Source organism: Fluviicoccus keumensis (assembly GCF_004217445.1).
In the GTDB taxonomy this organism is placed as follows: domain Bacteria; phylum Pseudomonadota; class Gammaproteobacteria; order Pseudomonadales; family Moraxellaceae; genus Fluviicoccus; species Fluviicoccus keumensis.
The window spans coordinates 1-24,379 of sequence record NZ_SHKX01000014.1 but is presented as its reverse complement, the minus strand read 5'-3'; the positions used below and the strand labels follow the sequence as shown (position 1 = coordinate 24,379).

General features: G+C 61.6%; 12 protein-coding genes and 1 tRNA gene. 7 read left to right on the top strand and 6 right to left on the bottom strand.

Annotated features, from left to right (window positions below; translation table 11 throughout):
• Nucleotides 1–9 precede the first annotated feature (9 nt).
• From pap to EV700_RS13365, 5 genes are all read right to left on the bottom strand, one after another.
• Nucleotides 10–1,524, bottom strand: a complete 1,515-nt coding sequence (gene pap, locus EV700_RS13385) for a polyphosphate:AMP phosphotransferase (protein WP_130414647.1) — start codon at nt 1,522–1,524, stop codon at nt 10–12.
• A gap of 106 nt (nt 1,525–1,630) precedes the next feature.
• Nucleotides 1,631–2,416, bottom strand: a complete 786-nt coding sequence (locus EV700_RS13380; protein ID WP_130414645.1) for a pteridine reductase — start codon at nt 2,414–2,416, stop codon at nt 1,631–1,633.
• Nucleotides 2,385–3,641, bottom strand: a complete 1,257-nt coding sequence (locus tag EV700_RS13375) for a multifunctional CCA addition/repair protein (protein WP_130414643.1) — start codon at nt 3,639–3,641, stop codon at nt 2,385–2,387. The genes EV700_RS13380 and EV700_RS13375 overlap by 32 nt, the downstream gene beginning before the upstream one ends.
• Before the next feature lie 171 nt (nt 3,642–3,812).
• Nucleotides 3,813–5,042 carry a patatin-like phospholipase family protein gene (locus EV700_RS13370; protein WP_207224684.1) on the bottom strand — a complete coding sequence of 410 codons (1,230 nt, stop codon included), beginning with the start codon at nt 5,040–5,042 and terminating at the stop codon, nt 3,813–3,815.
• A gap of 152 nt (nt 5,043–5,194) precedes the next feature.
• Nucleotides 5,195–5,635, bottom strand: coding sequence for a hypothetical protein (locus EV700_RS13365; protein WP_130414639.1), 441 nt, complete (start codon nt 5,633–5,635; stop codon nt 5,195–5,197).
• 308 nt (nt 5,636–5,943) lie between these two features.
• Here EV700_RS13365 and EV700_RS13360 point away from each other — a divergent pair, with 308 nt between their 5' ends.
• The 4 genes from EV700_RS13360 (at nt 5,944) to EV700_RS13345 (ending at nt 11,974) form a co-directional block, all read left to right on the top strand.
• Nucleotides 5,944–7,728, top strand: a complete 1,785-nt coding sequence (locus EV700_RS13360; RefSeq protein WP_130414637.1) for an acyl-CoA dehydrogenase C-terminal domain-containing protein — start codon at nt 5,944–5,946, stop codon at nt 7,726–7,728.
• A gap of 160 nt (nt 7,729–7,888) precedes the next feature.
• Nucleotides 7,889–9,667, top strand: coding sequence for an acyl-CoA dehydrogenase C-terminal domain-containing protein (locus tag EV700_RS13355; RefSeq protein WP_130414635.1), 1,779 nt, complete (start codon nt 7,889–7,891; stop codon nt 9,665–9,667).
• Nucleotides 9,668–9,784: 117 nt separating this feature from the next.
• Nucleotides 9,785–10,900, top strand: a complete 1,116-nt coding sequence (locus tag EV700_RS13350; protein WP_130414633.1) for a hypothetical protein — start codon at nt 9,785–9,787, stop codon at nt 10,898–10,900.
• 39 nt (nt 10,901–10,939) lie between these two features.
• Nucleotides 10,940–11,974: a hypothetical protein gene (locus EV700_RS13345; RefSeq protein ID WP_130414631.1), complete on the top strand. Its 1,035-nt coding sequence runs from the start codon at nt 10,940–10,942 to the stop codon at nt 11,972–11,974.
• Nucleotides 11,975–11,977: 3 nt separating this feature from the next.
• Here the strand turns inward: EV700_RS13345 and EV700_RS13340 are convergent, their stop codons facing one another.
• Complete coding sequence (locus tag EV700_RS13340; protein ID WP_130414629.1) at nt 11,978–14,158, bottom strand: response regulator; 2,181 nt, start codon at nt 14,156–14,158, stop codon at nt 11,978–11,980.
• Nucleotides 14,159–14,354: 196 nt separating this feature from the next.
• Between EV700_RS13340 and EV700_RS13335 the strand changes: the two genes are divergently transcribed.
• The 3 genes from EV700_RS13335 to EV700_RS13325 all read left to right on the top strand — a co-directional run.
• Nucleotides 14,355–16,586 carry a CHASE2 domain-containing protein gene (locus EV700_RS13335; RefSeq protein ID WP_130414627.1) on the top strand — a complete coding sequence of 744 codons (2,232 nt, stop codon included), beginning with the start codon at nt 14,355–14,357 and terminating at the stop codon, nt 16,584–16,586.
• A gap of 70 nt (nt 16,587–16,656) precedes the next feature.
• Nucleotides 16,657–16,732: transfer RNA gene (locus tag EV700_RS13330), tRNA-Ala, on the top strand.
• 253 nt (nt 16,733–16,985) lie between these two features.
• Nucleotides 16,986–24,379 (top strand): YDG domain-containing protein (locus tag EV700_RS13325; protein ID WP_130414625.1); only part of this gene is annotated, 7,394 nt, incomplete at its 3' end.

Here is a 24,379-nt window from a genome sequence, read left to right as displayed (position 1 = left end):
TTGTGGTGATTACTTTTTCTTGTCCTTCTCTTTTTCCCGGTCCTTGCCCAGCCGGGCCTCGATGGCGTCGCACAGGGTTTTCATGATCTTGATGCGGGCGAAGTACTTGTTGTTGGCCTCGACCAGCGTCCACGGGGAAACGGCGGTGCTGGTGCGGTCAACCATGTCGCTGACAGCGTGCACGTACTGTCCCCATTTGTCGCGGTTGCGCCAGTCCTCGTCGGTGATCTTGAAGCGCTTGAAGCCGACCTGTTCGCGTTCCTTGAAACGCTTCAGTTGTTCCTCGCTGCTGATAGCCAGCCAGAACTTCACCATGATGACGCCGTTCTCGCTGAGCTGCTCCTCGAAGTCATTGATTTCACTGTAGGCGCGCATCCAGTCCGCTTCCGAGCAGAAACCTTCCACCCGCTCCACCAGCACCCGGCCGTACCACGAGCGATCGAAAATGGTGATGCGGCCCTTGCGCGGCACATGCCGCCAGAAACGCCACAGGTAGGGTTGGGCGCGTTCTTCCTCGGTGGGGGCGGCGACGGGAATGATGCTGTAATGCCGGGCGTCGACGGCGGCAGTGATGCGGCGGATGCTGCCGCCCTTGCCGGCGGCGTCATTGCCCTCGAAGACGGCGATGACGCTGTGCTTGCAGAAGTCCGGATGCCGGGTCAGCAGGTTGAGGCGGCCTTGCAGCGCCTCCAGCTGTTCCTCGTAATCGCCCTTGGACAACTCCTGGTCCAGTTTCAGCGTGTCGAGGATTTGCAGGTTGTCGATCGGCGGCAGTAGCGGCGCGACATCGGGCGGGGTTACGGACGGCTTGTCACGGTCCAGCCGGGCGCGGATGTCGGTGAGGATCTGTTTGCCGACGGTCAGGCTGCGGTAATAGGAGTCTTCGCCCTCGACTACAATCCACGGCGCTTCGCCGGTACTGGTTTCCAGCAGTACGTGCTCGGAAATTTCCCGGAAGCGGTCGTAGTGCTTGAAGTTTTCCCAGTCCTGGTCACTCACGCGCCACCGTGTTTTCGGGTCCTTTTCCAGCTGCTTCAGCCGTTTTTCCTGTTTGTTCTTCGACAGGTGGAACCAGAACTTCAGCACGATCACGCCTTCGTGCGCCAGCATCTTCTCGAAATGGACAATGTCCTCGATCTGCTGGTCCAGTTGCGAGGCCTTGATCTCGCCGCTGACGCGCCGCACGATCGGCTCGGTGTACCAGGAACCGAACAGGATGCCGATGTGTCCCTTGGGCGGCAAGGCCCGCCAGTAACGCCACATGCGCGGCCGTTCACTTTCCTCGTCGGACGGAACACCGAAGGCGTGGGTGGAAATCAGCCGGGGATCCATCCATTCGTTGAGCAGGTTGACGGTTTCGCCCTTGCCAGCGCCGTCGACGCCGTTGATCAGGATCACTACCGGGAATTCCCCGCGTTCCTTCATCTCGAACTGGGCATCGAGCAAGGCTTCGCGCAGGGCGGGCTCTTCACTCTTGTAGACGGCCTTGTCAATCTTGTGGCCGATTTCTGCGGACTCAAACATGGGCGGACTCCGGATTTATAAGCGTTGTTATCTTCCGAGTATAGGCCTGCCGCCCGAAAGGCCATAGACCTTATAAGGGATTTGCCGGGAACTTTTTTACAGCGTTTTATTCTTCACCCAGGGTCTGGCTGCGGCCGCCATCGACAGCGATGATCTGGCCGGTGATGTACGGCGCGTCTTCCACCAGGAAGGCCACCGTGCGGGCGATATCCGCGGGTGCGCCCAGACGTCCCAGCGGCACGCCGGAGAGGATTTTCGCCTGCACGGCCGGATCAATCACCGATTCGCTGTGCTCCTCCGGCCACAGGATCGCCCCCGGCGCCACGCCGTTGACGCGGACGCGCGGCGCCAGGTCCTTGGCTAGGGCGCGGGTCATCATCGCCAGCGCGGCCTTGGCCATGCAATACACCGGGTAGTCGCGGAACGGGCGGCTGGCGTGGATGTCGACAATGTTGACGATGCTGCCCTGGCAAGCTGCCAGCGCCGGGGTCAGCGTCTGACTGAGGAAGAAGGGCGCCCGCGCATTGCTGGCGAACAGGTCGTCCCACTGTTCCAGCGTGGCGCTACCCGCCGGGGTGGGATAGAAGCTGGAGGCGTTGTTGATGAGCGCATCCAGACGGCCGCCGGTCAGCGCCAGCACGCGCTCGGCCAATTGCTGCGGCGCGGCGGGCTGGTTGAGGTCGGCTTGCAGGATGCGGGCGCTGTCCGGCCGCCGGGCGTTCAGCCGGGCGGCGAGGGCGGCAGCATCGGTTTCACTCTGGCGGTAGTGGATGAACACCGTCCAGCCGCGATCGTGCAGGGTTTCGGCGATGACCGCGCCGACGCGCCGGGCGCTGCCGGTAATCAGCGCCAGCCGGGGTTCAGTCCTCACAGAGTCGGGTGCTGTTTTCATGGTGTTCCTGGCGAAAACGGTTGAGGGCATGGATGCGGGCCTGCTCCAGGGCATCGCCCAGCGCCTTGCCGTGCAGGGTTTCCCGGTGCGGCAGGTCTTGCGGGCCGACGGCAGCGGCCACCGCCAGCGCCTGCGTGAAATAGGCGCGCTGAGGATAGTCGCGGTCTTCGAAGCCGAGGCGTCCGCGCGCGTCCGCTTCACAGGCCTGCAGGAATTCGGCAAAGCGCTCCGGGCGGCGCAAGGCATCCAGGTCACGCAGTTTCAGCCACAAGGTGCGGCCTTGCAACTGCACAGCGCGATGCGCCTCCAGATGATGCTTGCAGACGATTTCCGCCAGTTGCTGGTAATCCTTCGGCACCTTGTAACGGTGGCACAGCGCCTGCACCAGCGGCACGCCGTGATGTTCGTGGCCGATATGGCGGGGCAGCATGTCGGGCGGGGTGATGCCCTTGCCGAGGTCGTGCAGCAGCACCGCGAAACGGGTGCGCGGATTCGCGCCGAGGCGCACCGCCTGTTCCAGACACATCATCACATGCCGGCCGGTATCGATTTCCGGGTGGAATTCGGCGCGTTGCGGCACGCCGAACAGGGCGTTCAGTTCCGGGAACAGTACGGCCAGCGCGCCGCAGGCGCGCAACGCTTCAAAGTAGACGGCGGGGGTGTCCTCGGCCAGCGCCTTGCGGGTTTCCTGCCAGACGCGTTCCGGAGTCAGGTGGCTGATTTCGCCGTCGCGGGTCATTTGCTGCATCAGCGCCAGGGTTTCCGGCGCGATGGTAAAGCCCAGCGGCGCATAGCGGGCGGCGAAACGGGCGACGCGCAACACCCGCAGCGGATCTTCGCCGAAGGCCGCCGAGACATGGCGCAATACCCGGTTTTCCAGGTCGGCCAGACCGCCATAGGGATCGACGATGGACCCGTCAGGCCGTTGCGCCATGGCGTTTATGGTCAGGTCGCGGCGCAGCAGGTCTTCTTCCAGGGTAATGGCGGGCGTGGCGTCGCAGATGAAGCCGTGGTAGCCGTGTCCGGACTTGCGCTCGGTGCGGGCGAGGGCGTATTCCTCGGCGGTGTCGGGGTGCAGGAAGACGGGGAAGTCCTGTCCCACCGGCTTGTAACCTTGTGACAGCAGCGTTTCCGGGGTGGCGCCGACCACCACCCAGTCCCGTTCCGTCACCGGGCGTCCCAGCAAGGCGTCACGTACCGCGCCGCCGACCAGATAGACTTCCACGTTTGCTGCCGCTCCTGAATTTCCCATCCGCCGATCATATCCGGCAGCGGGGGGTAAAAGCGGGCGAATTTATACCGGATTTGTCGCGGTATGCCATGGGGCGGGCATGATCGCCTGCGGCAAGTGGTAGGAATGGCGCGGGGAAGCCCGGAGTCCGGCTCCGGGCGGTGGTCAGGCGACCTGCGTCTCCGTCACGCGTACCGGGGCGGGGTCGCGCAGGAAGGCCTCGATTTCATCAATGCGCTGGGCGGCGTCGCGATAGCCCAGTTGCACCAGTTCGCGGGTGAAGGCCGAGTCGAACAGCAGGAAGCTGGTCAGGTCGGCGCTTTGCGCGTCGGGCGTGCCCAACCCGTCCATCAGGTAGCGCACGCTGCGCGGCATTCGGTGCTCCAGCGTCTTGGCGATGATGGCGATATCGGCGGACGGGGAGATCACCAGCGGACTGACGGTACGCATCGGCTCGTGGTCCGGTTCCGAGGGCATGACCGGCACCGAGGCGGCCAGTTTCTGGTAGGCGGCAACGAAGGCGTTCATCCGCTTGAGATGATCCAGGTCGGCATCAAGGTGATCGAGGAAAATCGCGTTCATCAGCGTGCCGCAAATTTGCGACAGCGGCGGGCGTTTCAGCTCGCTGACAAAGTCCTCGCCGGCCGAGAGTTCCGAGCGCAGCAGGCTGTCCGCCGACTCCTGGCAGCGCACGCCGATCGCCAGCAAGCGTTCCGCGCCCAGACGGATGGCCGGACTGAGCGGCGTGATCAGCCGCATCGCACCGTCGCCAAAATAGGCGGTGGACCCGCCCAGCGGCAGTTCCACCGGCGGAAAGACGATCGGGATTGCCGCCGAAGCGAGGATATGCGGCAGGGTCAGTTCGGCGCGCAGGGCGACGCGGCGGCTCTTGTTCCACAAGGGATGGCCGTCCTTGCCCTCGATGAAGGTGAAGGCGCGACCGGAGTGATAACCGGTGGCGGTGACGGCAAAGGCGTAAAGTCCGCCGTCGCGCACCGACCGTCGGATCCCTTCCAGTTGCAAATGCTTGCCGAGGAAGCCGAACAACGGTGTCGAGTCTACCAGCGACTGCACCCGTCCGGCGCCGATCAGACCGCCCAGCGTAAAATCCATCGCCAGCCGTCCGGCGTTTTGCGCCAGCGACGCTGAATCAGTGCGATAGACATCCGGCGCCTTCAGGTTGGACCACAATTTGACCAACAATTGGGCGGCATGGCGGAAGTTGTCATGATGGGCGGCGACGGCCGCGCCATTGATCGCGCCCGCCGATGCCCCCGTAATGATCGGAAACGGAGCGGGGCGGTCCGCCAGCGCGGGCAGTTCACTGATGCGCTTGAGGACGCCGGCCTGATAGGCGCCGCGCGCGCCGCCGGCAGTCAGGACCAGTGCGGTCATGGGGTGTCGCGGGAAAACGGATGTCGGCGACATGAAAGATTACCCTCGGTTCCGGAGTGGACGGTCGGCCTGGGGGCCGTGCTGCCTGAGATGAGGCAAGTCCTGTGCCAGCTTGCGCCGGGATGGAAATCCGAGGGGAATTCAGACGGGCGTTACTGACCGGCCTTCATCTGCGCCTGGGTGGTCATCAGCACCTGGCCCAGCGTGCTGAGCATATTGATGATGTCGGTGTGTTCCGGCAGCTTGCTCTTGGCCAGATCGCTGCTGGCGTTGACCAGCGAGATACGGTCGCCCAGCGACAGCGTGCCGGAAGAGTAGCTGACCATGTTGCCCTTGATGGCGTCCAGCGCGGTCAGGCGCGCCTGGTACTTGGCGATGCTGTCAGAAGTGCGTTGCTGCTTCAGGGTGTCCTGGGTCTTCTGGCGTTGCAGTTCCAGCACCACCAGCAGCGAGCTGACGGTGGCCATGCCCGCCACCGTGTCCTTGAAGGCCGGGCGCGGCGCGCCACCGGCAGCGGGGGCGGTGTTCATCATCTGGCAGGCGCTCAGCAGGCCGACGGATACGGTCAGGGCAATAACAGCTTTCATCTTCATGACGGGTTCTCCGGAAAATTCGCCGGACTTTACCACAAAGCGTCACGGCGGACTGTCGATGGAGTTTTGCATTTGAACGGCATTTGTCTTGGACAAAACAGGAATTGTTCAGGCGCGCGCAGTCCTGATTGCAGGCAAGAATAAGGACGTAAACGCGGCAGGGACAAGGCGTGACCGTGCGGTCATGAAATTTGCTAGGTTGAGCACCGAGCAATTTCTACACTACGTCACCGCTTTTCCGTCCGTAGACGATTCGTTAGCCGCTTCCCGGTCAGGGAGGCGACCCAAGCACCAGAGAGGTCATCACCATGGCACAATATAAGGCTCCCCTCCGTGACATGCAATTCGTCATGCACGAAGTCCTGAACGTGGAAAACCACTACAAGTCCCTTCCTCACTTTGCCGAAGTGGACCGTGACCTGGTCAACAGCGTTCTTGAAACCGGCGCCCAGTTCGCCGAGAACGAACTGTCCCCGATCAACCGCTCCGGCGACGAAGAAGGTTGCGGTTTTGATGATGGCGTCGTCACCACGCCGAAGGGCTTCAAGGAAGCCTACGCCAAGTTCGTCGAGCTGGGCCTGGGTTCGCTGGCCGCGCCGGTGGAACAAGGCGGTCAGGGTCTGCCGCCTTCGCTGGGCATCGCCATGAGCGAAATGACCGGCACCGCCAACTGGTCTTGGTCCATGTACCCCGGCCTGTCGCACGGCGCGATCAACACCATCGCCGCCCACGGCACCCCGGAACAGAAGGAAACCTACCTGACCAAGCTGGTGTCGGGCGAGTGGACCGGCACCATGTGCCTGACTGAATCGCACGCCGGTTCCGACTTGGGCATCATCCGCACCAAGGCCGAACCGCAGGCTGACGGTTCCTACAAGATTTCCGGCACCAAGATCTTCATCTCCGCCGGTGAGCATGACATGGCCGAGAACATCGTCCACGTCGTGCTGGCCCGCCTGCCGGACGCCCCGAAGGGCACCAAGGGCATTTCCCTGTTCCTGGTTCCGAAGTTCATGCCGGGTTCCGGCGAGCGCAACGGCGTCAAGTGCGGCTCCATCGAACACAAGATGGGCATCAAGGCTTCCGCCACTTGCGTGATGAACTTTGACGGCGCCACCGGCTTCCTGATCGGCCCCCCCAACAAGGGCCTGAACTGCATGTTCACCTTCATGAACACCGCCCGCGTCGGCACCGCGCTGCAAGGCGTCTGTGCCGCCGAAGGTTCCTTCCAGGGCGCGCTGACCTACGCCAAGGATCGTCTGGCGATGCGTTCGCTGACCGGCCCGAAGGCTCCCGAGAAGGAAGCCGACCCGATCATCGTCCATCCGGCCGTGCGCCAGCTGCTGCTGACCCAGAAGGCCTTCGCTGAAGGCGGCCGCCTGATGGTCTACTGGCTGTCCACCTTCACCGACGTGCTGGAAGGCTCGGAATCGGCGGAAGAGAAGAAAACCGCTGATGACATGATGTCGATGCTGACGCCGATCGCCAAGGCCTTCCTGACCGAAGTCGGTTACGAAGCCGCCAACCACGGCGTGCAGGTTTACGGCGGTCATGGCTTCATCCGCGAATGGGGCATGGAACAGATCGTCCGCGATACCCGTATCGCCCTGCTGTACGAAGGCACCACCCAGATCCAGGCGCTGGACCTGCTGGGCCGCAAGGTCCTGCAAACCCAGGGCGCGCTGCTGCGCAACTTCACCAAGGTCGTGCACAAGTTCTGCGCCGCCAACGAAGGTGACGCGCAGATGGGCGAGTTCGTGCGTCCGCTGGCCGCGCTGAACAAGGAATGGGGCGACATCACCATGCGTATCGGCATGAAGGCGATGAGCAACCCGGACGAAGCCGGCGCCGCCGCTGTCGACTACATGATGTACTCCGGCTACGTCACCATGGCCTACCTGTGGGCCTGGATGGCCAAGGTCGCCCAGGACAAGCTGGCCGCCGGTGAAGGCGACGCCGCCTTCTACAAGGCCAAGGTGCAGACCGCGCAGTTCTACTTCAAGAAGATCCTGCCGCGCACCAAGGCTCATGTCGAAATCATCGACGCCGGTCTGGAGTCGCTGAACATGGCTCCGGAAGCCTTCGCGTTCTGATTCGTGCGATAATTGCCGGATCGAGAAGAGCCCGCCGTCATAAGCGGGCTTTTTTCTGAAAGAATTTCTGTAGGTCGGGCTTCAGCCCGACATGCCCCTTGACGAAGGCCGGTGTCGGGCTGAAACCCGACCTACGGCCGAAGTAACTAGAGGAACCATCATGCCCCTGTACAAAGCCCCCCTCCGCGACATGCGTTTCGTGCTGGACGAAGTTTTCAACGCCAATGAATTCTGGCAGTCCAACCCCGCCATGAGCCATGTCGATCTGGACACCGTCAGCGCCATTCTCGAAGAAATGGCCAAGTTCAGCGAAAACGTGCTGCTGCCGATCAACCGTTCCGGCGACGAAGAGGGCTGCACCTTCAACAACGGCGTCGTTACCACCCCGAAGGGCTTCAAGGAAGCCTTCAAGCAATACGCCGAAGGTGGCTGGATCGGTTTGGGCGCGGACGAAGAGTTCGGCGGTCAGGCCATGCCGAAGATGGTCACCGTGCTGACCGATGAAATGCTGTTCGCCACCAACCCGTCCTTCACCCTGTACCCGCTGCTGACCATCGGCGCCGGCATGGCCATGAAGGAACACGCCGGGGAAGAGCTGAACAACCGTTACCTGCCGAAGATGTATTCCGGCGAATGGGCGGGCACCATGTGCCTGACCGAACCGCATTCCGGCACCGACCTGGGCATCATCCGCACCAAGGCCGAGCCGCAGGCTGACGGTTCCTACCTGATTTCCGGCACCAAGATCTTCATTACCGGCGGCGAGCACGACCTGTGCGAAAACCACGTGCACCTAGTGCTGGCTAAGCTGCCCGACGCTCCGGCCGGTTCGCGGGGCATCTCGCTGTTCCTGGTGCCGAAGTTCCTGGTCAACGAAGACGGCTCGCTGGGCGCGCGCAACCCCGTGGCCGCCGGTTCCATCGAGCACAAGATGGGCATCAAGGGTTCCGCCACCTGCGTCATGAACTTCGACGCTGCCAAGGGCTACCTGGTCGGCAAGGTCAATGAAGGCCTGGCCGCCATGTTCGTGATGATGAACTACGAGCGCCTGTCGATGGGTATTCAAGGTCTGGGCGCTTCCGAAGCCGCCTACCAGAATGCCGCCGCCTATGCCCGTGACCGCCTGCAGGGCCGTTCCGCCACCGGCGTGAAGATGCCGGAAAAGAACGCCGACAGCATCCTGGTCCATCCGGATGTCCGCCGCATGCTGCTGAAGATCCGCGCCAACAATGAAGCCGGTCGCGCCTTCGCCATCTATGCCGCGCAGCAGCTGGACCTGAACAAGTACAGTGAAGATCCCGCCGTGCGCAAGGCCGCTGCCGACCGCGTCGCGCTGCTGACGCCGGTGGTGAAGGCCTACCTGACCGACAAGGGTCTGGAAAACTGCATCGAAGGTCAGCAGGTGCTGGGCGGCCACGGCTTCATCCGCGAATGGGGTCTGGAGCAGTGGGTGCGCGATACCCGTATCTCGCAAATCTACGAAGGCACCAACGGCGTGCAGGCGCACGACCTGATGGGCCGCAAGGTGGCCAAGAACGACGGCGTCTTCGTCGCTTCCTACCTGGCGGAAATCCGCGCCTTCAACGCCACGTTGGCCGGTGACGCTTCCCTCGACTTCATGCGCGTGGCGCTGGCCCAGGCCGCCGATGAAATCGAAGCCGCCACGAAGTGGGTGGTTGAGCAGGCCCGGATCAATCCGGACGAAATCAACGCCGCCGCGGTCGACTACATGCACGCCTTCGGTCTGCTGAGCTTTGCCTACATGTGGGCCAAGCTGGCCAAGGCCGCTGCCGGCAAGAACGAAGCCTTCTACAGCGACAAGCTGAAGCTGGCCAAGTTCTTCGTCACCCGTCAGCTGCCCGAACTGACCAGCCGTCTGGCCAGCATCAAGGCCGGTGCGGACAGCGTGATGCAGTTCGACATGGATTACTTTGCCTGATACGTGCTTGACTGAAAAAAGCCCCCAATTTCTGGGGGCTTTTTTTTGGGGATGTGGCCGGCTGGCTTGTTGGGCAGTGCCGATCGCCGTTATGCTGGCGGCCGGAGTTTTCAGGGGATGCGTGTGAGTGTTGTCGCGGGGTGGCCCGGTCTTTGCCGGTGGCTGGCATTGTGCGGGTGGCTGTCAGCCGGTCTGGCCCAGGCGGAGGAGGTCGCTCCAGAGCCACTGGTGGCTGCTCCGTCGGAAAGCGCGATAGCTCCGGCGTCAGCGGCGGAGTCCGCCACAGGGGCCGCCGGGATGGATCCGTCAGCCGCTCCGGTGCCGGATCAGGGCATCAACGCCATCAGCATTCCGGTGCGGGACTGTTTGCAGCGCGATGCCGAAGGCCGTTTCCTGGGCTGGCTGGATGAACAGCATTGCCGGATATCCACCGGCACGGCGACGACTGCGCAATGGCTGGATGGGCTGTTCGGCACCTGGTACGGTCCGGAGGATGCCAAGGTCAGGCTGCGTATCATTGTGTCGGAGCGCTGGGAAGAGGGCGGCGGCCTGGATGCCGGCAACTCCATCCGCGCCTCGGCGATCCTGCCGAATGCCAAACGCCGCTTGAAGCTGGTGGTGGGGGACGACGAGGATGTGTTGCACCGAGGGCAGGATATCAATACCGTGCCGCCCGTTCCCGCCAGCACCAGCGCCGCCATCCGCTGGTTTCCGGAATATTTCGGTCAGGTTAAATACACCTTTGATGTCGGCCTGCGTTCCACCCCGGACATTTTTACCCGGGTGCGCGCGCAGCGCCTGTGGCATCTGGGCGAGGATTCGGTCCTGCATTTCACCGAAACCCTCAAATATGGCGTCAAGGATCGTGGACGCAGCATTACCCAGCTGGATGCCGAGCGGGCGTTGGACAGCAAGACGGCGTTCCTGTTGAGCAACAGCCTGTATTACTGGGAGCTTGAGCCGGACCCCGTGGGCTTGCGCTGGGGGCAGGACTGGGTGATTCTGCACAACCTGGGCCATCAGCGCAGTGTTTCCTATGGCGTGATGTTCGAGGGAGCGCAGCAGCCGGAATGGCATTTGCTGGGCAAGAGCATTTTCTTCCTGTATCGCGAATCCATCTGGCGGCCCTGGCTGTTTGTCGAGCTGGAGCCGCACCTGACGCGCCGGGAGGAAACCCACTGGGAAACCACCCCCTCCGTCATCCTGCGTTTTGAAGCACAATTCGGCCTGTAACCATCGGGGTTGCCCCCCGTCATCTGTTTTGGGTGTTTTATGATCCTGCCTGCGGAACTGCATGCGCCTTCGTCAAGGCGCGGCCTGTATGAGGTATTCGAGTTTAACGGCGTCAGCGCCGATGGCCGCTATGCCTTTCTGGTGCGCCATGCCTGCACCATGCCGCGCTGGCGCAATCCGGGGGTGATGGAAGTTGCGTTGATGTGCTTTGACCGCAAGCTGAACCGCACGGCCTGCGTGGTGGAGCGCGAGGAAATGACGGCCTTGCACCTGAAACAGTTGCAGCGCGGAGGCGGCTGGGAGGGGTTGGGCTTCAGTTTCGGTTCCGGCGCATTTTTTGAGGTGGGGCGGCAGAACTTGCGGGGGAAACTCTACGGCGAAAGCGGCGGCGGGCACTGGAAGCTGGAGCTGCAGCGTCGGGATGAATTGTTGCTGCCGTTGCCGGGGGAAAAGCTGTATCGCTGGAGCTGGCCGCGTCACAAGGTATTGATTCGGGACTGCGCGCTGGAATTCCAGGGTGTCTTGCAGGTGGGTGATATGCGCATGGAAGGCGTTTTTGCCGGTGCGAACCTGCATTACTGGGGTGAAGGCTATCCGCATGAATTCGCCTCCGCCCAATGCGCGGCGTTCAGTGAGGATGCCGGGGCGTATTTCTACGGTTTCAGCACCAAGCTGACGCTCGGACGCCTGAGCAGTCCTTACCTGGGAATGGCCGTGCTGAAAGTGCGCGGTCGCCGCTATGCCTTCAATGAACTGGCCGGCTGTTTCCGGCATCATCTGGAGGCGCTCGACAACTATCGCTGGCGAATTTCATTCTTGGGGCCGGAATTCGGCCTGAATGTGGAGATTGACGGCAGCAACCCGCGCATGACGCCCTGGCAGGCCTGGCATGCCGATCACCCCAAAGGCGGCCGGTCGGTGCTGAAGATGACGCCGTTTGCGCGGGGGGATTTCACCTTGTACCGGCGGCGCAATGCCGAGCAGGTGGCCGTGTTGAGCTCATCGTCGGTGGAATTGAAAACCTTGTTGCCCGAGAACCTGCCGGAGAGCGGCGGCTTCCGCGCCAACGCCTGATCCTCAGTCCTTCGACCAGCGGATCAGGGCGTTCTGCAAGTCGCACAGTTCGATCGGCTTGCTCAGGTGTTCGTTCATCCCCGCCCGGAAGGCCTTCTGTTTCTGTTCTTCCAGGATATGCGCGGTCAGCGCCAGGATCGGCAACGGCTTGCGTTGTTGCTGCCGTTCCCAGTTACGGATTTCCTGCGTGGCGGCATAGCCGTCCACATAGGGCATGTCGCAATCCATCAGCACCAGATCGTAGTGGTCGCGCATCACGGCCTGCACCGCCTCGCGGCCGTTGCTGACCAGGGTGCTGTCCACGCCCAGCTTCTGCATCATGCCGCGGATGACCTTCTGGCTGAGCTGGTTGTCTTCCGCGATCAGGACCTTCAGGCGCCCCAGACGCATGGCTACGTCGCCGTTGGACTCGGGCTGCTGGATGCCGTCCATGCGCCGCAGTTCCTGGCTGATCACCTGCCGCAACTGCCGGCTGGTGACGGGCTTGCTGATGACCCGATGGATGCCGGCGTTGCGCGCCAGCGTGTGGATGTTGTTGTGCCGCAGCCCGGTCAGCATGATCAGTATGACGTCGTTGGTAATCAGCGGGTCTTCCTTGAGGCGCGCGCCCAGTTGCAGCCCGCTCATGCCGGGCATCTGGTAATCCATGATGATGACGTCGAACGGTTGGCCCAGATTGGCGGCGTTGCGCGCCACGGCCAGCGCTTCGGTGCCGCTTTCGGCGGTATTGACGCGCATGCCCCATTGCGTGGCCTGTTCGGCCAGCACGCGGCTGACAGTGCGGTTGTCATCCACCACCAGCAGCCGTTTACCGGAGAAGGTGGCGATGAACTCGGTCGTGGTTTCGGACCCGGCGCCGGAAGCGGACTTCAGCGGCAAGGTGAAACCAAGGAGAGTGCCCTGATGCGGCTTGCTTTCCACGGTCAGTTCACCGCCCATGGCGGCGATCAGCTGGCGGCAGGTGGCCAGGTCCGGTCCGATATGCCAGACATTGCTGGTGCGGATGGCGTTGCCGGGCTCGAACAGGCCGGCCTGATGTTCCTCGTCCATCCCCATGCCCGTGTCCTGCACGCTGAACTGCAGGCCTAGGTCGCCGTTGAGGATGGCGCTCTTGATGCTGACCACCACTTCCCCGATATCGGTGAAGCGCAGGGCGTTGTGGATAAGGCGGGAGAGGATCTGGCGCAGGTGCACCACGTCGCCCATGACCTGGCGGGGCAGGGCGGTGTCCAGGTAGCCGATCAGTTCAAGCTGCTTTTCATCGGCGTGGGTCTTGAACAGATCCAGGCAGTAACTGAGAAGCTCGGAGAGATCGAAGACCTCTTCCAGAATGGTCGGGGACTGCAGCGACTGGTTGGCGACCTCCAGCCGGTCGTTCAGTACATGCAACAGGGCGTTACCCGAGGATTGCACTGTCTGGGCGTATTCCCGTTGCACCGGCGTCAGCGGCGTTTCCAGCAGCAGTTCGGTCATGCCCAGGATGCCGCTGAGCGGGGTGCGCATGTCGTGACTGATGGACATGAACAGCTGTTGCTGTTCGGAGGATTCGCTGCCGTTGTCCGGGCTGTTGCCCGACATCGCCGGCAACAGCTCGCGGAAGTCCTCCATCTCGATGGCCCAAAGAATGGTCAGCGCCGAGAGGCAACCCAGCGCCAGTCCGGAAAAAAACACCAGTCCCCAGTCCGAGCGGTTTCCGGAAAGGATGGCCAGCGCGGATATCATCACCAGGAAAAGGCCCAGGACGTAGAACCGGGCGTTGATTCGCTTCAAGGCGCCCTTGGCGTGCAGCCAGGCGGTCAGGAGGAAGAAGCCGGAAACATGCAGCAGCGCCGCCAGCAGATAAGCGCGGCGTACGTCCAGGAAAAGGGTGGCCACAGTCAGGGTCAGCAGGACGGTAATGCCGGTTTGCCAGGCGCGATTGTTCTCGCTGACCAGCGGCTGACAGCGGAAGCTGAGCAGTTCCGCGGCTGCCAGCAGCGGCAGCAGCGAGATAAAAGAGAGTGTAGCCGAGGGGGAGTCGCGGAAAAGCAGGCTGACGCCGATGACCACAACCATGGACAAGGGCATGCCGGTGGCGCGCAAGCGCAAACCGGTCGGTATCCGGCGTGGAAACCAGGGCCACAGGCACAGGGCCATGCTGAATCCAAGCGAGAGGGTCGCCCAGAAAGTGAGTTGCCAAGACATGCCTGAAGGATTCCGTCCTTTTAATGATCAAGCGGTGATTTCCTGAGACCCGGACGTCGGGCGGCCCGGAAATCTTCGTTGGGGAAACCGGTCATTATTTGGCTCACAGGCTACCATATTCAGCAGGCCAAATGCAGACGCTAGGCGATAATTACCCGGCAGGATACTATTGGCTTAAAAGCAGGGGGCTGGCGACATGATGAACTGGATAAAACAACAACTCAGGATTTTCCCGGTATGGATGGGCCTGGTCATATTGGGGCTGTTCGTCGTGAGCGAACTGGTGGTGCTCAATCGCCCCGGTAGTCTGGCCGAGCGGGCTTTCCAGCGCATGGACACGATGGTTTATGACTGGCGCTTCCACCTGCTGACGCCGCAGCGGCCCAAGGGACCGCCGATCGTTATTGTGGATATCGATGAAGCCAGCCTGAAAAGTGAAGGCCGCTGGCCCTGGCCGCGCGCCCGGATCGGCGACCTGGTGTCGGCCTTGCATGCCCAAGGGGTCGCCCTCATCGGCTTCGACGTGGTTTTCTCCGAGCCGGAGATCAATCCGGCCACCCGCCTGCTGGAATCCGGGCGCCTGACGCCCGGCGCGGCGTCGGAGCTGAAGTCGCTGGAAGATACCTTGGATGGTGATAAGGCTTTCGCCGCAGTGATGAAGGACCGCACTGTCGTGGGTTATTTCCTGCATAACGAAGGTATTCATTCCGGGGTGCTGCCCGCACCTTTCTTTCCGGTGGACGGCAAGGAGGGTGATCGCCTTACGGTTGTCCGCATGAAGGACTATACCGGCATGCTGCCCCTGTTCGCTTCCTCGGCCTCGGGCGCCGGTTTCATCAGTACGCTGCCGGATGCTGACGGCATCATGCGCCGCTCGCCGCTGGTGCTGCGTTACGAAAACGGCCTCTACAGTTCGCTGGCGCTGGAAATGGCGCGCCAATACACCAAATCACCGTTCATCCGCATGCAGACAATCTCTACGGGCGGACAATTGCGCATCGAATCCCTGTCGGTCGGCAAAAGCGTCGTTTACACCGATGAGTCCGGTCTGGCGCTGATCCCGTACAAGGGCAAGGGCTTCAGTTACCCCTACGTGTCCGCCGCCAAGGTGCTGCACGCCAGCGCGCCCATGCCCGAGCTCAAGGGGGCGATTGTCCTGGTGGGGACCTCCGCGCTTGGTCTGACCGACTTGCGCACCACGCCCCTGGAAACCGGATATCCCGGCGTGGAGGTGCACGCGAACCTGCTTGACGCCATCCTGCAAAGCACGGCGGGCGCAAACTATTCGTTCTATCGTCCGGACTGGGAGCCGGGCATGACCTTTACCCTGCTGCTGACGGTCGGGCTGGTTTTCGTGCTGATTCTGCCGCGTCTGGAGCCGGGCTACATGCTGGTGGTGTCCGCAGGCTGGCTGGCGGTGCTGACGCTGGTCAACCTGGCGTTCTGGAAGTCGGCGCATTATGACCTGCCGCTGTCGATCCTGGTGATGTCGACGCTGGTGATCGCCATCTTCAACATCAGTTACGGTTTCATGCGCGCCAATACCCAGAAACGGGAAATGAAGACGCTGTTCGGCCAGTATGTGCCGCCGGCGCACGTGGAACAGATCCTGATGGACAGCCAGATGGTGAACATGGAAGGCGAGTCGCGGCACATGACGGTGCTGTTCTCGGATATCCGCAGTTTCACCACCATTTCGGAAGGCCTGAAGGCGAACCGCCTGAAGCAGATGCTGAACGATTTCTTTACCCCGATTACCCGCGTCATTTTTGACAACAACGGCACCATCGACAAATACGTCGGCGACATGGTGATGGCCTTCTGGAATGCGCCGCTGTTTGATGAAAACCATGCTGAACATGCCGTCGACGCCGCCATGGCGATGCAGCGCATGGCGGACGAGCTGATCCCGCAGTTTGCGGCGCGCAACCTGCCGGAAATCCATATCGGCATCGGGGTCAATACCGGCTTCATGAACGTGGGCGACATGGGCTCGGAATACCGACGCACCTACACGGTGATCGGCGATTCGGTGAATCTGGGGTCTCGGCTGGAAGGGCTGACCAAGTTCTACGGAGTGAAAGTGCTGGTGGGCGAGGGCACCTATGACTTGACGCCGATGTACCTGTACCGTTTGGTCGACAAGATCGTGGTGAAGGGCAAGCGTGAGCCGGTTTGTGTGTACGAGCCGGTTTGCCGCCTGGAGGATGCCAGTGAAAGCCGGATCAACCGGGTGAAGGCCTACAATACCGCCCTGGATCATTACTATAGCCGGGAGTGGGATGAAGCCGAGCAGGTCTTGCGTGAACTGCACAAGGGCGACCCGGACCGGGTGCTGTACAAGATGTACCTGGAGCGGATTCCGCAACTGCGCAACGCCGTCCTTCCGGAAGACTGGATGGGCGTGTTCGAGCATCACAGCAAGTAATTCCGGACAAGGGGCTTGGCAAGCCCCTTTTTTTGGCTAAAATCAGCCCTCCGGAATCACCTGATTCCACGGGCCGATAGCTCAGCTGGGAGAGCGCCGCGTTCGCAATGCGGAGGTCGAGGGTTCGATCCCCTTTCGGTCCACCAATTCCCCGACGCCGGAGGGCAAAAGCCCTCCGGCGTTTTCATATTTGGTATCTTCCGCCCCTTCCTGTCGTTTCACCGCAAACCGTCTGAATCCGGTACCGGAATCGGCAAGGCTCCATTACAATCATCCAGATATATCTGTAGCGTCCTGTGCGGATCAGGACGGCTGCGGGTGCACGCAATTCAAAAATGCCGCTCCGGGAAAAGGAACCCCATCGCCATCCTGCCCGGCGCCAGAACAGGGAGTTAGTCCATGAGCCGTCATGCCAGCCTCAATCGCGCCTACCGTCTGGTTTGGGACGCCGCCCGAAATCTCTGGATTCCTGTTGCCGAAACCGCGCGTCGTCGCGGCAAGAGCGGTCGCGTCATCACGTTGACAGCCGGTCTGCTGACGGCAGCCGCCTCGGCCTGGGCGCTGCCTACCGGTGGGGAGGTCTCGGCGGGCAGCGGGGCAATCAGCCAGTCCGGTGCGCAGATGACCATCACCCAGCAAAGCCAGCATATGGCCATTGACTGGCAGGGCTTCGGCATCGGCAGCCAGGAAAGCGTTCATTTTGTCCAGCCGGGGGCCTCCTCCATCGCATTGAACCGGGTGCTGGGCCAGGATCCCACCCGGATTCTCGGCAATCTCGACGCCAACGGTCAGGTCTTCATCCTGAACCCGAACGGGGTGCTGTTTGCCCAAGGCGCGCAGGTGTCCGTGGGTGGGCTGGTCGCTTCGACGCTGGGCATGTCCAACACCGACTTCCTGAGCGGCAATTTCCGTTTTGACGGCGCCTCTGCGGCCTCGGTCAGCAATGCGGGCAAGATCACGGCATCTCAGGGCGGTTATGTGGCCCTGCTGGGCGCGGAGGTCAGTAACAGCGGTGAGCTGGTCGCGGATGGCGGCGCGGTCAATCTGGCGGCCGGACAGACGGTGACGTTGCAGCTGGATAACGGCTCGTTGGCCGGGCTGACGGTGGATAAGGGCGTGGTCGATGCCCTGGTCGAGAACCACGGGTTGATCCGCGCGAACGGCGGCCAAGTATTGCTGACGGCGGAAGGCGCGGATGCGCTGTCGAAGGCGGTCATCAATCATGATGGCGTCATTGAGGCCCGTACGCTGGAAAACCGCAACGGCGAGATCGTGTTGCTGGGTGATGAAAGCACCGGCACGGTCAACGTTAGCGGCGTGCTGGACGCCTCCGCCCCGGATGGCGGCAACGGCGGCTTTATCGAGACCTCGGCGGCGCAGGTCAAGGTGACGGCATCGGCGCAGGTGACGACCCACGCCGCCAACGGCAAAACCGGTCGCTGGTTGATTGACCCGCAGGATTATGTGGTGGGAACGGGCGGCGATATTGACGGCGTCACCCTGGGCAAGGCGCTGGATCAGACGGATGTGATCATCCAGAGCGTGGATGGCAAGAATGCAGGCAACGGCGACATTTTCGTCAATGATGCGGTCAGTTGGACGGCGGGAACCGCACTGACGCTGAATGCCGAGCGCAACATCAATATCAATGCCAGCCTGACAACCTCCGGCGATACCGCGGCGCTCAATCTCAACCCCGGTGCGGGCGGAGCCTATTTTCTGGCGAGCGGCGTCAATGTGTACCTGCCGGGGCTTAATGCCTCGTTCAGTGTCGGCGGCAAAGCGTATACCCTGATCCACGATATCGACACGCTGCAGACGGTCAGTGCCAGCGGCGGAAATTACGCCTTGGGCAACAATATTGACGCCAGCGTTACCCGTGACTGGAATTCCGGCACGGGCTTCAATCCCATCGGCAATACCGACCAGGCCTTCGGGGGGATCTTCGAAGGTTTGGGCAATACGGTTTCCGCCTTGAACATCAACCGGGTCGGCAGCAGCCATGTCGGCCTGTTCGGCGTCTCCAGCGGCACCATCCAGAACCTTAACCTGTCCAAAGTCACCATCAACGGCCTGTCGGTGGTGGGGGCGCTGGCTGCGGAAAACCGCGGCGATATTCATAACGTCAATGTGGATGGCCAAATCGGTTCGACCAGCACCGACACCATTACCAACCTGAGCGATATCGGCGGTCTGGTCGGGGTGAATACCGGCATTATCGCGGGCAGCGCCTCTTCGGCGAATGTCACGGCTTCCGGTCCCGCCGCCCTCACCGCTTTCAGTAATGTCGGCGGTCTGGTCGGCCGCAATGACGGCCAAGTGGCCTACAGCACCGCTACCGGCATGGTGAAGGTTGATCTGGCGGATGGCGGCAGCGCCACGGCGATCGGCGGGCTGGCCGGCTCCAACTCCAATATCATCAATGAGGCCGGGCTGCCGGCGACGGATGTCACGGGCGGAGCGGTTTCCGTATCGGCGTCAAACGGCCGCAACCTGAACAAGGCCTCGCTGTCCGACATTGGCGGTCTGGTGGGTCTGAACAGTGCGGAAATGACCTTTGCCGATGCCAAGACCACCTATAGCGGTGGGGCGGTAACGGTCAGCAACAGCAGTGCTTCCGGGGATATCGGCCGTGTCGGCGGGGTTGCCGGTGAAAATCAGGGCAAGATTTCATTCGGGGTTAACCGCTCGACGCTCGATGTGACCGGCGGGCTTATCCAGAATGTGGGCGGGATAACCGGTGACAATACGGGGTTCATTGATAATGCCTTGTCCAGCGGCGCGGTAACCGTTAACACTAGCCAATCGTCGGCGAGCAATATCGGCGGCATCGCCGGCTGGAATGAGCAGGAAATCACCAACAGCACGGCGACAGGCCTGGTTCATGTGGTGGGCAGCGCCAGCAGTGTCTATGGCGTGGGCGGTGTGGCCGGTTTCAGCGGCAGTTATGACACCATGTCCGGAGGCGCGGGGATTGTGGTGCAGGACAGCCTGGCGTTCGGGGATGTTCTGGTCGAGACCGTGGATGCTTCCGGCGTCAGCGAAGTCGGGGGCCTGATCGGTCATAACGGCGGCACGCTGTCACTGGGGGGCGTGCTGTCTGAGCAGTTCGGCGGTGATGTGACGATCAAAGCCACGGCCTCGGAAGGGGTCTCTACCTATGTCAGCAATGTTGGCGGGGTAGTGGGCAATGATGCCGGCACGACCTCCCTGTTGGGCGGCAATCAGGTCTATAACGCCGGCGCGGTAAGTGTCGACAACCTCTCGGGCGGCGGCAGCGTCAGCAGTGTCGGCGGCGTTGTGGGCTCGGGGACATCTGACCTGTCTTATGTCGTCGGGGACGTGACGGTGACGATCGATAGCGGCGGGGGAGCTTACGTGTCCTCCATCGGCGGCGTCATCGGCAGCAATAGCGGCACCGTGAACCATGCGTCCGGCTGGATCAGTCTTTTGGATTTCTATGGCGGCGATATCGCCAATGCCTCCTATGTCGGAGGCGTGGCCGGATTCAATAACGGCACTATCCAGGACAGCTATTCGACCAGCTATGTTCGCGGTTCCGGCTATGTGGGCGGCCTGGCGGGGTATAACAGTTCGGTTGGGACCATCAAGGACAGTTATTCGTCCGGCTCGGTCTCCAATTCGTCTTATTATGGTTCTCCCGCCAACTTTGGCGGTCTGGTTGGCGAGAACGACGGGGTTATCCAGACCAGCTATTTCGCCGGGACTGTCGATGGCACATCCGGCATCGCCAGCGGAGCCAATGCTGGTGGGCTGGTGGGCTATAACAGCGCAACGGGGACGATCAGCGACAGTTATGCCACGGGCAGCGTGACGGGTAACGCGGTCGTCGGGGGGCTGATCGGTAAAAATTCCGGCGCGGTGATCAACACATACGCTTCCAACGTGGTCAGTGGCGGAAGCTCGGTTGGCGGATTGATTGGCGCCAACAACAGTGACGGCGTTCAATCCAGCTTTTACGATCTGGGGCAGACCCCGGACGACGGGTTCGGTTACGGGGTCGCCACGAACGTTCTTATGCAGGCATCGAACTTCTCGTCGGCGGGCTGGGATATTGCCAGTCAGGGCGGTAGCAGCTCGGTCTGGCGGATTTACGAGGGTCAAACCGCACCGCTGTTGCGCCATTTCCTGACCAGCCTGACCGTCACTGCCAACGATGCTTCCAAAACCTATGACGGCGTCACCTACAGCGGTGGTAACGGAGTCAGCTACTCCATCACCAATCCAAGCCCGGATCTGTTGTACGGCTCGGTTTCCTACAACGGCTCCGCGCAAGGCGCGCGTAATGCCGGGAAATATGCGATCTCCGTCAGCGGTCTCTATTCCGGTCAGAGCGGCTTCGATATTTCGGTGGTGGACGGCCAACTGGTGATTGATCCGAAGACCCTGAATGTGACGGGTGTTTCGGCAGCGGATAAAACCTACGACGGGACAGTGACAGCCAGTGTCACCGGCAGTCTCCTCGGGATTATATCGGGAGATGTGGTTGACCTGGCGGCTACCGGGGTGTTTGCGGATAAAAACGCCGGGACGAACAAGGAGGTAACCGCATCTTACGCGCTAAGCGGCGCGGACATGGCGAACTATGTTGTTGATATCAACTCGGACATTCTTTCCGCCACCATCAACCGCCTGAAAACCGAGGTGGTTGGCAGCATCGCGGACAGCAAGGTCTATGACGGCACCACCACGGCGACGGTCCATGCCGGATCGCTTGGCATGCTGATTTCCGGCGATGATGTTTCCGTGACGGGGGTTGGAACCTTTGCAGACAAGAATGCAGCGACCGCGAAGTCCGTAGCGACAACCTATGCCCTGTCTGGCGCGGATGGGGGTAACTATGAGGTTCCGGATGAATATTTGTCCGCGGATATCTCTCCACTGGCGATCACCGGGATTGTGAAAGCCGATAACAAGACCTATGACGGTACGACAGCGGCGACAGCCTCGGGCACGTTGTCCGGGGTTATCAGCGGCGACGATTTGACGTTGTCGGCTTCGGGCAGTTTTGCTGACAAGAATGCGGGGATTGGAAAGACAGTCACCCTGGATTGGTCGCTGGGCGGTGCGGATGCCGGGAACTATACGGCTTTCGTGAGTGATGGAACCACGTTGCTGACAGATGCCATTCCGACGCAGGGTTTTACGGCTGGAAAGCAGGTTATTACGACGGCGAATATTGACCAGTTGGCGTTGACAACCACGATCAGCGCCCAGGACAAGGTCTACGACGGCACGACGTCGGCGACCACCTCCGGTTCGCTGAGCGGCATCATTTCCGGTGATGATGTGACCTTCTCCACCACAGGCAGTTTCTCTGACAAGAGCGCTGGTTATGGCAAGACGGTGAGCGTCGGCTTCAGCACTAGCGGCGTGGATGCGGGCAACTATGCAGTGACTGCCAACACAACCACCACCGCCGCGATCATTCAACGGCTCTTGAGCACGACAATCAGCGCTCAGGACAAGGTCTACGATGGCACGACCTCGGCAACCACCGCGGGTTCGTTGAACGGAATCCTGTCGGGTGACGACGTTACGTTCACGACCAATGGCAGCTTCTCGGACAAGAATGCTGGCGTCGGCAAGACAGTGAACGTCGGTTTCACCACTGGCGGTGCGGATGCCGGAAACTATGTGGTAGCGGCGAACACCACAACGACAGCGAACATTGACCAACTGGCGCTGACGACCACGATCAGCGCCCAGGACAAGGTCTACGACGGCACGACGGCGGCAACGACCTCTGGTTCGTTGAGCGGCATCCTATCGGGAGATAACGTCACGTTCACGACCAATGGCAGCTTCTCGGACAAGAACGCTGGAATCGGCAAGACGGTGAATGTCGGCTTCAGCACCGGCGGCACGGACGCGGGCAATTACGCGGTGACGGCGAATACGACGACCACGGCGAACATCGATCAACTGGCCTTGGCCACGACGATTACGGCGGCGAACAAGACGTATGACGGCACAACCGCTGCAACGACCTCTGGTTCGCTGAGCGGCATCCTGTCCGGTGACAACGTCACCTTCTCAACGAACGGCAGCTTCAGCGACAAGAACGCTGGAGTTGGCAAGACAGTGAATGTCGGCTTCAGCACCGGCGGTACGGATGCCGGAAACTACGCGGTGACGGCCAATACGACCACCACGGCGAACATCGATCAACTGGCGTTGACCACGACGATCAGCGCCCAGGACAAGGTCTACGACGGCACGACGGCCGCGACCACCAGCGGCAGCCTGAGCGGCATCCTGTCGGGCGACAACGTCACGTTCACGACCAATGGCAGCTTCTCGGACAAGAACGCTGGAATCGGCAAGACGGTGAATGTCGGCTTCAGCACTGGCGGTGCGGATGCCGGTAACTACGCGGTGACGGCGAATACGACGACCACGGCGAACATTGACCAGCTGGCCTTGACCACGACGATCAGTACTCAAAACAAGGTTTACGACGGCACAACATCGGCTACCACCTCCGGCTCATTGAGCGGAGTCTTGTCGGGTGACAACGTCACATTCGCGACGAACGGTAGCTTCAGTGACAAGAACGCTGGAATCGGCAAGACGGTGAACGTCGGTTTCACCACCGGCGGTGCGGATGCCGGTAACTATGCAGTGACGGCCAACACGACCACCACGGCGAACATCGACCAACTGGCGTTGACGACCACGATCAGCGCCAAGAATAAGGTCTACGACGGCACAACATCGGCTACCACCTCCGGCTCATTGAGCGGAGTCTTGTCGGGTGACAACGTCACATTCGCGACGAACGGCAGCTTCAGCGACAAGAATGCCGGAGTTGGCAAGACGGTGAATGTCGGCTTCAGCACCGGTGGTGCGGATGCGGGCAACTACGCTGTGACGGCGAATACGACGACGACGGCGAATATCGACCAACTGGCCTTGGCCACGACGATTACAGCGGCGAACAAGACGTATGACGGCACAACCGCTGCGACCACCTCCGGCTCGCTGAGCGGTGTGCTGTCGGGCGATAACGTCACCTTCTCAACGAACGGCAGCTTCTCGGACAAGAACGCTGGAGTTGGCAAGACAGTGAATGTCGGCTTCAGCACCGGCGGTGCGGATGCCGGTAACTATGCGGTGACGGCCAACACGACCACCACGGCGAATATCGACCAACTGGCCTTGGCCACGACGATTACGGCGGCGAACAAGACGTATGACGGCACAACCGCTGCGACCACCTCTGGTTCACTGAGCGGCATCCTGTCCGGCGATAACGTCACCTTCTCTACGAACGGCAGCTTCAGCGACAAGAATGCCGGGGTTGGCAAGACGGTGAATGTCGGCTTCAGCACCGGCGGTGCGGACGCGGGCAATTACGCGGTGACGGCGAATACGACGACCACAGCGAACATTGACCAGTTGGCGCTGACGACGACGATCAGTGCTCAAAACAAGGTTTACGACGGCACGACGGTGGCGACGACCTCTGGTTCGCTGAGCGGCATTCTGTCTGGTGACAATGTCACGTTCACGACCAATGGCAGCTTCAGCGACAAGAACGCCGGCGTCGGCAAGACGGTGAACGTCGGCTTCAGCACCGGTGGTGCGGATGCCGGTAACTACGCCGTGACGGCGAATACGACGACGACGGCGAACATCGACCAGCTGGCGTTGACGACGGCGATCAGTGCGCAAGACAAGGTCTACGACGGCACGACGTCGGCGACTACCTCCGGCTCGCTGAGCGGTGTGCTGTCGGGCGATAACGTCACCTTCTCAACGAACGGCAG

Bases quoted from the DNA above. Each gene is read 5' to 3' on its own strand.
- pap (WP_130414647.1), bottom strand. From the start codon at position 1,524: ATGTTTGAGTCCGCAGAAATCGGCCACAAGATTGACAAGGCCGTCTAC.
- EV700_RS13380 (WP_130414645.1), bottom strand. From the start codon at position 2,416: ATGAAAACAGCACCCGACTCTGTGAGGACTGAACCCCGGCTGGCGCTG.
- EV700_RS13370 (WP_207224684.1), bottom strand. From the start codon at position 5,042: ATGACCGCACTGGTCCTGACTGCCGGCGGCGCGCGCGGCGCCTATCAG.
- EV700_RS13365 (WP_130414639.1), bottom strand. From the start codon at position 5,635: ATGAAGATGAAAGCTGTTATTGCCCTGACCGTATCCGTCGGCCTGCTG.
- EV700_RS13360 (WP_130414637.1), top strand. From the start codon at position 5,944: ATGGCACAATATAAGGCTCCCCTCCGTGACATGCAATTCGTCATGCAC.
- EV700_RS13355 (WP_130414635.1), top strand. From the start codon at position 7,889: ATGCCCCTGTACAAAGCCCCCCTCCGCGACATGCGTTTCGTGCTGGAC.
- EV700_RS13350 (WP_130414633.1), top strand. From the start codon at position 9,785: ATGCGTGTGAGTGTTGTCGCGGGGTGGCCCGGTCTTTGCCGGTGGCTG.
- EV700_RS13345 (WP_130414631.1), top strand. From the start codon at position 10,940: ATGATCCTGCCTGCGGAACTGCATGCGCCTTCGTCAAGGCGCGGCCTG.
- EV700_RS13340 (WP_130414629.1), bottom strand. From the start codon at position 14,158: ATGTCTTGGCAACTCACTTTCTGGGCGACCCTCTCGCTTGGATTCAGC.
- EV700_RS13335 (WP_130414627.1), top strand. From the start codon at position 14,355: ATGATGAACTGGATAAAACAACAACTCAGGATTTTCCCGGTATGGATG.